This window comes from Acanthopleuribacter pedis (assembly GCF_017377855.1).
Taxonomy (GTDB): domain Bacteria; phylum Acidobacteriota; class Holophagae; order Acanthopleuribacterales; family Acanthopleuribacteraceae; genus Acanthopleuribacter; species Acanthopleuribacter pedis.
The window spans coordinates 1-13,233 of sequence record NZ_JAFREP010000067.1; the positions used below are offsets into that span (position 1 = coordinate 1).

9 protein-coding genes are annotated in these 13,233 nt (G+C 57.2%); all 9 read right to left on the reverse strand.

From position 1 onward, the window contains the following. Positions 1–311: 311 nt before the first annotated feature. On the reverse strand, positions 312–1,274 hold the full coding sequence (locus J3U88_RS33540; RefSeq protein WP_207863591.1) for a hypothetical protein: 963 nt from the start codon (positions 1,272–1,274) through the stop codon (positions 312–314). Positions 1,275–2,018: 744 nt separating this feature from the next. Continuing rightward, on the reverse strand, positions 2,019–3,362 hold the full coding sequence (gene xylA, locus J3U88_RS33545) for a xylose isomerase (protein ID WP_207863592.1): 1,344 nt from the start codon (positions 3,360–3,362) through the stop codon (positions 2,019–2,021). A gap of 33 nt (positions 3,363–3,395) precedes the next feature. Then, positions 3,396–4,892 carry a xylulokinase gene (gene xylB / locus J3U88_RS33550; RefSeq protein WP_207863593.1) on the reverse strand — a complete coding sequence of 499 codons (1,497 nt, stop codon included), beginning with the start codon at positions 4,890–4,892 and terminating at the stop codon, positions 3,396–3,398. Next, the gene (locus tag J3U88_RS33555) at positions 4,892–5,881 is read right to left on the reverse strand and encodes a Gfo/Idh/MocA family protein (protein WP_207863594.1); all 990 of its coding nucleotides are present in this window, start codon (positions 5,879–5,881) and stop codon (positions 4,892–4,894) included. Before J3U88_RS33555 ends, xylB begins: the two co-directional genes overlap by 1 nt. A 34-nt stretch (positions 5,882–5,915) precedes the next feature. Further along, positions 5,916–7,511, reverse strand: coding sequence for a sugar porter family MFS transporter (locus J3U88_RS33560; protein WP_207863595.1), 1,596 nt, complete (start codon positions 7,509–7,511; stop codon positions 5,916–5,918). After that, positions 7,508–8,212, reverse strand: a complete 705-nt coding sequence (locus tag J3U88_RS33565) for a phytanoyl-CoA dioxygenase family protein (protein ID WP_207863596.1) — start codon at positions 8,210–8,212, stop codon at positions 7,508–7,510. The genes J3U88_RS33560 and J3U88_RS33565 overlap by 4 nt, the downstream gene beginning before the upstream one ends. Before the next feature lie 48 nt (positions 8,213–8,260). Next, positions 8,261–9,487 carry a glycosyl hydrolase gene (locus J3U88_RS33570; protein ID WP_207863597.1) on the reverse strand — a complete coding sequence of 409 codons (1,227 nt, stop codon included), beginning with the start codon at positions 9,485–9,487 and terminating at the stop codon, positions 8,261–8,263. 1,218 nt (positions 9,488–10,705) lie between these two features. Next, complete coding sequence (locus J3U88_RS33575) at positions 10,706–11,713, reverse strand: LacI family DNA-binding transcriptional regulator (protein ID WP_207863598.1); 1,008 nt, start codon at positions 11,711–11,713, stop codon at positions 10,706–10,708. Between the two features lie 706 nt (positions 11,714–12,419). Next, positions 12,420–13,019: a di-heme oxidoredictase family protein gene (locus tag J3U88_RS33580; RefSeq protein ID WP_207863599.1), complete on the reverse strand. Its 600-nt coding sequence runs from the start codon at positions 13,017–13,019 to the stop codon at positions 12,420–12,422. Positions 13,020–13,233 lie beyond the last annotated feature (214 nt).

Genomic DNA, 13,233 nt, shown 5'->3' on the forward strand with positions numbered 1-13,233 from the left:
CCGGCCGAACGGCGAAGAGGCGAGCATCAGGCAGATATATCGTGAAGATTCAAATTTTCGCGCCTGGCTACAAATCAAACCGCTAGCCCATTTTCCTATCGTTTTGGTTCTTAACTTAACGGCATTGCGCCTACGTCACCGCCACCCCGATCCAATACGACGGCCCCCGCGGCCGCAACATCTCGTTTAGCCGCTTTCAGTAAACGGTTGGCCACTCGTCCGCCTACCCAAAGATGTAGAAATACATCGGGACTTTTGGTGAGCCTTTCTGCCGCCAAAAATACCCGACTCAATCGGGAGGCCAGAAAAAATTATGGCCTCCCCTGGCTTTGATTCAGGAAAAACCTTTTATCGGTTAGGTCATAATGAATTTGTAGGTTACGATAAGCCCATATCATTAATGTTTCCGTAACCTCAATCCCGTTTTGATCGATGATGACACCCTGTTTTTTGGTGACCTTTCCATCGACATCAAAATGATTAACGCAGGCCGAAATCTTATCACCCATGGGAACCACAAATTGGAGGGTGGTTTGATAACGAAGCGTCGCAGGACCTTGATTATCGCTTATTCTTTTAAGCGCGGGTAGTAAGCCGGGCTTCTTGAAAAGGGGTCCGCCTTTCATCAAGGTCTGGTAAGGATCACCCGCAAGACTCGTTAATACGATCCCACCACGTAGCGGGTCGATCTGAATCAGTTTATCTTCCTGATGTGAAGGCACCCAAAACGTCATCTTTGCATCTTCTATCGTGATATCAAGAAGTGATATAGACTTCTTGTCTAAGTCCAAAATCGCGGGCTGAAACCGAGTTTGATCCGGCCTTTCAACAGAAAGAATTTGGACAGTCAGTAATAATCGTCCAGATCCCATCGAAAACGCCCTTGTTACGCTGTATTCGTTTTTCCAACCTTCAAAATCATGAATCCGAAGCAAATCAACAAAACCCCCCGCAAAATCGAGCAGGGCTAGACGTGGCGGACGAAAGTGAGCAACTTCAAAAACAACAAAACCCTTATCAATCACTGTGACGTTGGAAGTAGGGAACGAAGCCAACCGGCCGTCTTCTATCAATTGGCCATTCCCCTTGTCAAAATCGTAAAGAAACAGACGGTTCACAGGACGACTACTCAATTCGACATAGGAAATTAGACTTGTATCCTCGTGCCCAGTCGCACTGAAAAACATAAGTGGGTTAAGGTCATCAAGCGTGAGTTTTAAATCCTTTTCAAAATTCGAAATCAAAAGAAAAAAACCTAATGAAATTCCAACCATAAACCCTCATTATCAAAATAATTCTCGCGAGAAAACGATTAGAAACACTTCAAAATAGCAGAAAATCTTATTTTAAGTGGTTCACCGGTTTAATGAGCAACATCCGTGATCGTGTTAACAACCCAAGTCACAAGCAACACTAATCCAAAAACTTAGTGCGTCTGGATCCGTTTCGGAGATGATTGCCATAATTACTAGGCGACAGGATTCGTCCCATTCGCCAAGAGCGTTTAATGACAAAAGGCCGTAAAGAAGGACACTGAAAAACAATAGAGGTCGATGTAAAGCCGGCTTCTTTTTCATACAACTTCCTTTTAAAATTCGCTAAGAGTCTGGATAAATCTAAGCCTTCTTAAAAGATGACTTAAACAAGTACGGATTGTTTCGTTGAGGCCAGGGTGACTCACGTCACCATTGAAGACGCCTTTCAATAGTTCGTTTAGTAACTACCTTCTTTTTTCATGCAATAACAACCACAGAAAAGGTCTAGGTAATAACCCACCTAATCCTAAGTTGCAAAGCACACTGCCTCGCGACTGAAGCAGATAAAAACGAAGATATTCGCTATTCCATAAGGTCGTTTTTTCATCTTACGTTCATCAAAAACAAACTGTCAATATTTTTAAAAAAAACTAAGCATTCCCACAGAATTAACAAAGGATAACAAAATCGACCTTCGATTTAGATTTAATTCGGGTGTAAGAACAGGAGACATGTGGCGGCATGTCCCCCGTCCTGGTTTGATTAGCCGCCGAAGACCAGGTCGTTGACGCGGTTTTCGATGAGCTCTTGTTTGCCGCTTTGGGCGGTGGGCTCGCCTTCTTTGGCGGCGTGGTCGCGTAGGTCGGCCAAGCTGAGTTTGCCCGCCGCGAAATCGCGGCCGAGGGCGGTGTCGAAGCTGCTGTAGCGCGCCGCCTTGTGCTTGCTCAGCACGCTGTCGTTGTTCAGTTTGTCCGCGATCACCAGCGCGCGGGCGAAGGCGTCCATGGCACCGATGTGGGCGATGAACAAATCGTCGAGGTCGGTGGATTCGCGCCGCAATTTGGCGTCGAAGTTGAGGCCGCCGCGGCCCAGGCCGCCCTGCGCCAGCACCACCTGCATCGCCGCGATACAGTCGTTCATGTCGGTGGGGAATTGGTCGGTGTCCCAGCCGTTTTGGGCGTTGCCGCGGTTGGCGTCGATGGAACCCAACATGCCCGCATCCACGCACATTTGCAGCTCGTGGGCGAAGGTGTGGCCCGCCAGCGTGGCGTGGTTGGCTTCAATGTTGAGTTTGAAATCGCGGTCCAGGTCGTGGTGACGCAGGAACCCGATCACGGTTTGCGCGTCGAAATCGTATTGGTGGAACATGGGTTCCATCGGTTTGGGCTCAATCAGGAACACGCCGTTAAACCCAATGGAACGGCCGTAATCGCGCGCCATGGTCAGGAAGCGGGCAAAATGCTCCAGCTCCCGCTGCGTGTTGGTGTTCAGCAAACAAGCGTAGCCCTCGCGGCCGCCCCAAAATACGTAGTTCTCGCCGTCCAGCGCCACGGTCGCTTCCAAGGCGGCCTTGACCTGGGCGGCGGCGTGGGAGACGACCAGCAGGTCGGGGTTGGTGGCGGCGCCGTTCATGTAGCGCGGATCGCTGAACATGTTGGCGGTACCCCACAGCAGCTTCATGCCGGTGGCTTGCTGGCGCGCCTTGGCAAGGTCGGTTAGGACCTGTAGGTTGTGTTCGGATTCGGCCACGGATGAACCGGCCGGGGCTAAGTCGCGGTCGTGAAAACAATAGAAGGGAACGCCCAGCTTGGTAAAGAATTCGAAGGCGGCGTCCAGGCGGGCGCGGGCGGCGTCCATTGGGTCGGCGTGTTGGTTCCACACGTAAGCGCGGGTACCGGGCCCGAAAGGATCGGCGCCGGTCCCGTGGAAGGTATGCCAGTAACACGCGGCGAAGCGCAGGTGTTCGGCCATGGTTTTGTCGCCGACCACTTGGCCCGGGTTGTAGGCCTTAAAGGCGAGCGGGTTGTCCGACCCCGGCCCCTCGAAGGGAATGCGGTCGATGGTTGGAAAGTAAGCAATGTCTCCTTGGAAAACAGATGGCTGCATAGGGTACTCCTCATCCTTTATCGCTGATTTTTTTTAAGCGTCGCCCAGACTGAAATGACGCGCGTGCTCGACGGCACGACGGTAGGTCTGGTAGATGTCGCGGTAGGTCGCCGCGGCGGTTGGATTGGGTTCGTGGCAACGGGCCTCGTCGCGGCTGAGATGGGCGTTGACCAGCGCGGGGAAATCCTCGGCGCCGATGCCTTCCAGCAGCGCCAACGCTTGGAGCGCCGCGCCGAAAGCCGCGCCCTGATCCTGTTCCAACACGACCACGGGTTTGTTGCAGACGTCGGCCACGATTTGCCGCCAGGTCGCGCTGCTTGAGCCGCCCCCGGTTAAGACGATTTGGTTGCTTTCCAGTTCGAGCCGCCGCAGGGCGTCGAGGCCGAATCGCAAGGCGAAGGTCGCACCTTCCACCGCGGCGCGCAGTAGGTTGCGCGGCAAGCCGTTGGTGCCGTCAAGGCCGATCATCCAGGCCTTGGCGTTGGGTAGGTTGGGCGTGCGTTCGCCACTAAAAAAAGGTAGCGTGATCACGCCTTCGCTGCCGGCGGGCGCTTCAGCGATCAGGGCCTCAAAACGGTCCATGTCGTAGCCGAACAGGCGGCGTCCCCATTCCCCGGCGAGGGTGCAATTCATGGTACACAGCAGCGGTAACCAACCCCCGGTCGCGGAACAAAAGGCGGCGATTTCCCCATTCGGATCGACCACGGGTTGATCCGCATAAGCGAACAGGGTGCCCGAGGTGCCCAGGCTGATGGTGGCGCGGCCCGGTACCAGGTTGCCGGTACCGATGGCCGCCATCATGTTATCGCCGCCACCGGTGGCGACGGGAATCCCCGCGGGTAGTCCGGTCAGCGCGGCGGCGGTTTCGCTGATGGAACCCAAGCGCGAAAAGGGCTGAATCAGTGGCGGCAACCACACGCGAATGTCACGTTCCCGATCTAAAGCGTGCAGGATCGGTTTGCTCCACGCGCGCTCGCGCACGTCGAAGAAGGCGGTGCCGGAGGCGTCGCCGAACTCCATCGCCATGGTCCCGGTCAGTACGTAGTTGAGGTAATCGTGGGGTAGCAAGATGTGTTGGATGCGCCGATAAACCTCGGGTTCCTGCACCTGCACCTGCTTCAATTTCCCGGCGGTATATCCCGGCAACACGGGGTTGCCGGCGAGCTTGATCGCTTGGCCCGCACCCCCCAGTTCGGCGTGCAGGGTGTCGCAACTCGGTGCGCAGGTGGTATCGCACCACAAGGTGGCGGGCCGGAGCGCTACGCCCTCGCGGTCGAGCAACACCAGTCCGTGTTGCTGGCCGGAGACGGCAACGGCGGTGGCGGAAGCCCTTATCCGTTGATCCACGGCGGCCAGTGCCAGGATCAGCGCCTTGGTCCAAGCATTGGGTTCCTGTTCAGCCAAACCCGCGCCGTTTTGGTTGAGCGTCAGCGGCGCGGATGCCACGGCGACCTGGCGTTTTTGCACAAAATCGTAAAACACGACCTTCAGCGATTGGGTGCCGAGATCGATACCGAGCACGGTGCGCATCAGCCCACCTCCCCAGCCGTGCCCCGCGCGCCGTAAGCGGCGCGAATCCCCTGCATGTGGTGCTGCCAGGTGAGGCTTGCCGCCCAGGGCACCGCGTGGTTTTCGCGGCGACCCGCGAGGATGTCGTCACAGGCCGCTTGGATTTGGTAATCAAAGCCGTAGTGTTCGCGGGTGGCGCGGAAGACATCAATTTCGTCTTCTAAGTGGTAGAGCGAGCAGCTTTGTGCGCGCCAGAAGTCGGGAACGGCGATCCAGCCGGATTCACCAATGAGGTACGCGACATTGGGTAACTTGGCGCGGAAGGAGGCGGCCAGACAGGCAGTCACCCCGTCGCCATAATCGAAAAGTGCGCTCACATCATGTTCGACACCGTTGGGCGCCAATTGGGCGGAAGCCTGAATACGGGCGGGATCGCGGCCGGTGGCCATCCAGGCAAAAGCCACGGGGTAAACACCCATTTCCAGCAAACAGCCGCCGCCTAGGTCACGGTGGTATTCGCGGGCGTTGGCGTCGTAGGGAATGGGATAACCAAAGTCGGCGTGGACACGGGTCAGCTTGCCGATGCGACCGGCGTCAACCCAGGCCAAGGCTTGGCGCACCGCGGGCAGGAAGCTGGTCCACATCATTTCCATCAAATAGACGTCATGGGTTCGCGCGGCATCGATCATCGCCCCACCTTCCTCGGGGTTCAGCACCAAGGGTTTTTCGCACAAAATGTGCTTGCCGGCTTTGATCGCGGCAACGGCCTGATCCAGGTGATGGCTGTGGGGGGTGGAGATGTAGACGGCATCCACGTCCGCGGCGGCGAACAGGCTGTCGTAATCGCCGTAGGCGGTTGGGACGGCGTAAGCCGCCGCAAAGGCTTGGGCACGCGTGAGATCGCGGGCGGCGACGGCGGTCACCCGCGCGTTTCCCACCCGTTGGCAATCGGAGGCAAAAGCCCGCGCGATGCGGCCCGCACCGATAATACCCCATCGAATTTGATCCATAACTAGCTCCTTGCCGTGTTCGGCGAATCGCGGATTAGGCCGGTACGGCCTGGTTGGTGTCGGCGCCGTCGCGTTCGACGGTGTCGCCGGTGAGTTCCTTCTCGAGTTCTTCCAGGGATTTGCCTTTGGTTTCCGGCAAAATCCATGCGACCAACAGCACACCGATCAGGGCGAAGACACCGTAAATCCCGAAGGTCAGCGCGGCCCCGAGGTGGGCCAATTCCCAAGGAAACAAAAACTGAACGGCGAAGCTGACCAGGCTGTTGATCGCGCCCACCAAGGAAATGGCGAGCCCGCGAATGTGGTTGGGAAAAATCTCGGCAAACAACACCCACATGACGGGGCCGAGGCTGACGGCGAAGGACGCCACAAAACCGAGAATGCCGAACAGGACGAGCCAAGGGTTCATGTCAATGGCGGCTTGCAGCAGGGCGGCCTGGTGGGCGCGGGCGACGTCGGCCCCCAGGGCCTCGGCCAAGGCGGCTTTAAAGGCCACGTCGCTGTCGAAGCGCAACCCGACCAAGGCGTCGAGGCTGCCGGCGGCAATGGGCAAGGCGGGCAAGGTGTCGGCTTCCAGTAAATAGGTGGCCGAGCTAAAGCCGTAGGCACAAAGCGCCATGCTGACACAGATCCCGGTTAACCCACCGATGAGCAAAGGCTTGCGCCCGAGTTTGTCGATCAGTGCCATGGCGATCAGGGTGAACACCACATTGATCAGGCCGACACAAATCGCCTGGGCGAAGGCGGCATCGGTGCCGACCCCGCTTTGCTCGAAAATGCTCGGGGCGTAGAAGTAAATCGCATTAATGCCGGTGATCTGCTGGGCCACCCCCACGATGACGCCGATGGTGAGCGCGAACCGTAATTTTGGGGAAAAGAGTTCGCGCAAGTGCGCACCCAGGCCGGGGCGATGCTCAGCGGCGGAACTTTGGACGGCTTGCACGTGGGCGGCCACCTCGTCCTCGGGCATCACGCGCAGGAGGACGGCCTCGGCCTCGCGCGCACGGCCGGCGACCACCAGCCAGCGCGGGCTCTCGGGAACAAAATGCAGCAGGATGAAGTAGGCACCGGCGGGTAAGATTTCTAAGCCAAGCATCCAGCGCCACACGGCGGTATCCAGGCCGAGATTGGTTACCCAGGACGCTTGCCAACCGCTCGCCTGGAGCAAGAGGTAGTTGGCGAAATAGGAGGCGGAGAAACCCAGCATGATGTTGAGTTGGTTGATCGACACCATTTTACCGCGCAAGGCGGCGGGCGATATTTCGGCGATGTACATGGGCGCGATCATCAGCGAGGCAAAAGCGAGGCCACCGATAAAACGGGCGGCCACGAGCATGGCGTAACTGGGCGCGAGCGCCGAACCAATCGCCGAGAGCAAGTACAAAAAGGCGATGATTTGCAGGACCTTGCGGCGGCCGATGCGGTCGGCGGCGACGCCGGCGACGGTGGCGGCGAGCAGGGCGCCCAGCGTGGGTGCGCTGACGACAAAACCTTGCTGCCATTCGTTGAGCCCGAATTCGCCGGTCACAAAACCCACGACCCCGGAAATCACCGAGGCGTCGTAGCCGAAGACAAACCCACCCAGCGATACGATGGCCGCGGTGAAAAACACCCGTTGCGTGGCGTTCATGAAACGCGCTCCTGCACCACTTGGTTGGTGGAGAACTGGTAACGCATGGTGCGGTAGACACAAATATCGGTGACATCCAAAGGCACGCCCCGCGGCACGGCGCGGTAGTTGGTGGACACACGGGGTTGGTCGGCCACGGGGGTGACACGGTGCCAAGTGTGGCCGTGTAGGAGCAACAGATCGCCTTTGCGCGGCGCCAACACGATTTGATCGGCCAGATCCTCGTGCCCGTCGCCGACGGGCAACACCCCGCGGCGATGGCTTCCCGGCACCACCACAACTTGACCGCCGTTGCGCGGGTCGACGTCATGGGTGTAGACCAAGCGGTTGAGGTTAAACACCTCGGCCACATCCGGCGGACAATCCTGATGCCACGCTTGGCCGCGACTTTGGGCCTTGGAGAACATCACCATACAACCCAAGCTTTGCCAGGCACTTCCCAAAATTGCTTGGGTTAAGAAGTTAAGCGTGGGGTGTTCGGTGAGGTCTTTAAACGGCGCACAACCTTCCTGCATGGGAAACCACGGGATGACCTCGGTCGCGGCTTTGCTCAAAAATTCATCGTTGTGGTAGTGGTTGGGGTCAAACCCAAAGTGGCGTTGGATGAGGTCCTGCAAAAGGTCGGTGGTTTCGCCCTCGAAAAAGTCTTCCAACAGCAGGTAACCCTGGTCGCGAAACTGCAATACCCATTCACCGATCATCTTGATCCTCCTTCAAAGGAACGGTTTCGATTGGCAGCGAAGAACCACTCACTTCAGGTGTAAGCCTTCATAACCCAGGGCGGTGAACAGGGCCGGCCCACCGTGTAACCAAACGGGTTGTTTGATCGCTTTGAGCCACAACGCGGTAATACGTGGGTCGGCTTCGATGCGGCTGTCGCCCCACAGGCCGGATGTGTAGGGTGGTCCCCACATGCCTTGTCGGTCCCAGTAACAGTTAATGTAGGCGACGCCGCGAACGATGTCTGCATTGGCGCCGACATAATCAAAAAACGGTTGATACCATTCGCGCCAAATGGTTTCGGCGTCTTTGGGAACCACATTCTCGCCGGAGGGACCGTCGATCACCGCGCCGATGTTGGCGTTTTTCTTGGCTTCGATAAAGTAACCCTGGGGCGCGGCCTCGGCGATCAAGACCGGTTTGCCTTTGGCGCGGGCGAAGGCGAATAATTGCTCCAGCAAATCGCGTTGGGTTTTGGTTGCCTTGGGATGGCTGCCCGATTCATCCAAACGCAGGAACCAGGAGCAACCGATCCAATCGACATAACTGTCGCCGGGATACCAAATACTCAAGTCCGGTTCGAACCGTCCTTCAATCGAATCGTCCGCGGGCGAGGTGCTGCTTTGCCAAACATAGGCGGTGTTGGTGACCCCGGCCGCCCGTAAATCGTCGACGATTTTGCGCCAGGCCGCGGCGTAACGCGCCGCATGTTGGTAGCCGCCGTTCCAAGCGCCGTCGAACTCGTAACCGATGCGCAGGAACACGGGTTTGTTCACCTTTTTGAGGAAGCCGGCTACTTTTTGAATCTCGGGATCGAACGCGCCGGCGAGCAAACGGGCGAGGCCGTTTTCCGCCTGTTCCTCGGCGAGTTCCATGCCAATGGCCAGGACCGCATTGGGGTAGTCGACCGCGGAAGTCCAGGCATTGTAGATGCCGGCATCCCACCAACCCGCGTTTTTGCCGTTGGGTTTTAAATCATTATCCAAACCCATACCGCCATAATCTTTTTTGGGGTTGCGTACATGGTAAATCGAAAAATAAGTGGTAATGCCGGCGGGCTGGGGAAATCGGCCGCTGTGGACATAACCCTGTACGGATTCTAAGTCTTGGCCGAGGATGAGAAGGCGTTGCCCATCGGGCGGTAAGAATTTGGCACGCAACGGCTTGTTTCCCGTTGCGGACTCGGTTTCCGCAGCCACAACCGGGGTAACATGGACGCCGTAAACGATAAAAAAAAGGAGCAGTAAAACAACCATAAGATGATCCTCGGACGGGTCGCTCGCGGAAGGTGTTGCATTACCTTCCTTATTAACACAAGGTCGTAAAAACCTAAGAAGCGCTGACGCGGTGATTTTAGCTAAACCTCTGGGCTGCAACGGCCTGTAAAAATGCTCTCCGCACCTAGCGGGTGCGCGTCGTGCGCGACCCCGGCCCGCTTTTTTCAAGCCATTTCGCTCCAGATCTTTAGCCAAAATTCCTCGCTTCAGCGCCTCTTAGGTAAAAAAAGGGGGTGTGTCGGCTTCCCTCGACACACCCCGAGGAAACTTCCCGAAGGGGGGCTTCGGAAAATCAGAAAGGAGTTTGCTCGCCCGCGTTGCTCACCAAGGTTTCAGCGCCGATGCAGGAACCTTGGTGAGCAACGCGGGCTTGTGTCGCCTAGAGCGGCAAACCGGTCAAAAATCCGAGTCAAATCGTACCGGAGGACGGGGATTTTTGCGGCGTTCGGACCGCGCCTTCCCAGTATGGCATGTCGCCTTTGGCTACAACCTGTTCTAGTAACACACGACCGCTCTCTACCAAAAAAACCGTGTGTCCCCAAAGCAGGACTGCTGCCCGAATCGGGATCCGCCCCCGAGGCATGAACGGGAACGAAAAATGAGTCAAACGGAAGGGTGCACGGCATCCTCGTCGCAAGGGAAGGGTTGCCGTTGTGTGCCATTTCCATTTTGTTAACGCTAACATAGAATCTACTGACGCATGAGGAACCTGTCAACCCAAATTTCGGAAAAGATGAAATTGATTAAACCGATGGGTCGAATTGGGTGGTAGGCGGGTGGTTGCGGTTCTCGTGACCTGGCGCTTGATGGTTGGAACCTGACGGCTCGTTATTCGATATTTCTCAGGATACGAGGATGTTATGTGGATGGGCGATGCGCCGTTTTTCCTTTGCCCGCCCAACAATGTTGGGCTGGACGGATCGCGCATGGGGATAAGGCCGTCACTTCGATTTAGCGCCACCATCCAGGGGGAGGATCAGGCAGCGCGACAGAAACTAAAAAAAATCCTCCGCTGCAATAGCCTTTCAAAGCGCAGGTGCTCTACGCCGAAGCCGTCTGCCCCCGCGCGGCCCCATCCATCCAGGGCGCGATCCATGTCGGGCCGGGCGCTCGGCCCATCGCCCATCCTCAAACCATCCTAAGATCCTGAGAAATAACGAATAACAAGCCATGCTCGCCGGAACCCATCCCCGATCCTCACTTCCTCGCCACGGAATCCCGCTGAATCAATTCAAAATCTAGCTTGTGGCGCAGTTCCGGCTCAAAGTCGGGGTCCTTCTTTTTCTTGATTAGTTCGGACAACATGTCGAGCGCCGCGCCCGCCATCTCGGCAATGGGTTGGCGGATGGTGGTCAGCGCGGGATAAATAATCGAGGCGGTGGGCGTATCATCGAAGCCGACCACCGATAAATCGTCGGGAATGCGCAGGTTATAGCGCTGTGCATTGGCGTACACGGCGGCGGCCATGTCGTCGTTGCTCGCGAAAATCGCGGTGGGGCGATGGGTGTCGCTGAGCAGGCGCTCGGCCGCGGCAAACCCCGATTTGTAGCTGTAAAAACCCTGGACCACCCGCAATTCATCAATGCGAATCCCGGCGTCGCCCAGGGCTTGGCTGAATCCTTGGTAACGCAGCCGACTCGATTCCTGGTTGGGATGGCCGAGGATAAAGCCAATGTCGCGGTGGCCTTGTTCCAAAAGGTGTTGGGTCATTTGATAGGCAGCCTGGCGGTCGTCCATGTACACCACCGGCGTGTCCGGCAATTGGCTGTTGGGTGAAATACACACATAAGGCATGTCGAAACGGCGCAGGGCTTCCAACACCTTGGGATCATCACAAACCGGCGGCGGCACAATCACGCCGTCCAAATGGGACCCGGTCAAACGTTTGGTAAGTTCATCGGCCCAGGTCGCGGCCTCGGGACCACAGGACTGCACCACAAGATGATAACCCTTTTGGTTGCAACGCTCCAGCGCGCCCAGCAAAAGTTCGGACATGTAGGCGGCGCTGGGGTTGTCGTAAATCAAACCCAGGAAATAGGACTGAGCGGCGGCCAAATTGCGCGCCGAGATATTGGGACGGTAACCCAGCTCTTGAACCGCGTTCATGACTTTTTCGCGCGTCGCGGGTTTGACCGAGGATTCGTTGTTGAGCACCCGTGAGACGGTCATCATCGACATTCCGACATGTTCGGCAACATGACGCATGGTCACGCTCCCCGTCTCCGCGGCTGTTTTGTTTCCATTTCGTTTACGTGGCAAGAGGACCCCCGGTTCGGTGCCCGATCCCGACAGTCCTTAGCAACGCCTCGCGTTTTTCTAGGCCGCACTGGGGCGGGCAACACCCTGTGAACAATAAATTGAATCCCAAAAGAAAGGGTTTGAAATACGCTAACATAAAATTCGCGGATGGTATACGCATGACCTTCACCACGCTTTTGCCGGATTTGGGATCTGTTTCCTCGGCTTGGTTTGGTATTCGTTATTTCACATGATTTTTCGATAGGATGAGGATCGGCGGTCTGCCGTTTTCCCTCTTGGGATGGGTCACGCCCGCGGATATGCCCGTCACTTCGTTCATCTGCAAATGGTTGGTGCAGACGTGCAACAACGTGGTGCTGCGATTGCTCAAGATGCCCCATCCAAAGCCAACATCATTTCAAGGCGCAGTCATGCCAATCCCGGGTCGTCCGTTCCGGCGCCGACCCATCCATCCAAGGCGCGATCCTGTCCGGGCCGGGCACTTGGTCCGTCGCCCATCCTCTTTCCATCCTAACATCTTGAGAAATATAGAATTCCAAACCATGCCTAGTGAAACCCACCCATCCTCTGCGCGCGGAATTTGATCCTCATAGCCTAACCCCGGGCGGCGCGACGCGGGTTCGCGCCGCCCAGGGATGAGCGTGCGCGTTGGTTAAAGCGAACGCACGAAGTTGATCAGGTTCTGTTTATCGCCGGCGCTTAGGGCGTTAAACGCGGCGCGTGCCGCGGCGGCGTCACCACCGTGTTGCCCAATCGCCTCGGCAACGGAACCGGCGCCGCCGTCGTGCATGAGCAGCAGGTCGCGGCCGTTTTGGTTCAGCAACCGAATGTTATGCCCCAATCCCCACAGCGGCGCGGTGCGGAAGGGTCCTTCGCCCAAATCCCATGTTTTCATGTCGGTGTAGGGACGCAAGGTCAGGTCGCGCAGGTGCGGCGGCGCGTTGGGTCGCGTGCGTTGCACCGGGGTGTGGCAATCGGCACAACCGATTTCCCCAAAAATCACATCGCCTTCACTGACCCCCGGGCGATCATAACTGCCCGGATCACGCGCGGGCACGGTCAACAACTCGGTATAAGTCGTCAACAGTTCCAAAACCCGTCCTGGCAGTTGATCGGGGTCGACACCGTGGTCCAATACCAGCGCGTTGCGAACCTGCTCCGCCACGGTCGGCGCCGAGCCGTCCCAGGAGAAACCGGCCTCGCGGTCCACGATGGCTTCAAGTAACTTCACACCAAAGGTGGGCGGCGGCAAACGCGGCCCCTTCGGGGTATCGATGATCTCGGAACCGCGACCGTCGCGGAAGTGACAGTTTCCGCAGGTTCGCGAACCAATTTTTACGTAAGCCTACCAACGAGGGTTCAGACGCAAAGCGTCGAGACGGCTACACTTCCTGGAAAAGGTTCAGGAGGTTGCTTTGGGAAAGCTAAGAATCGAGCCAAAACAGAAATCGCCGGGTTTCATTCGT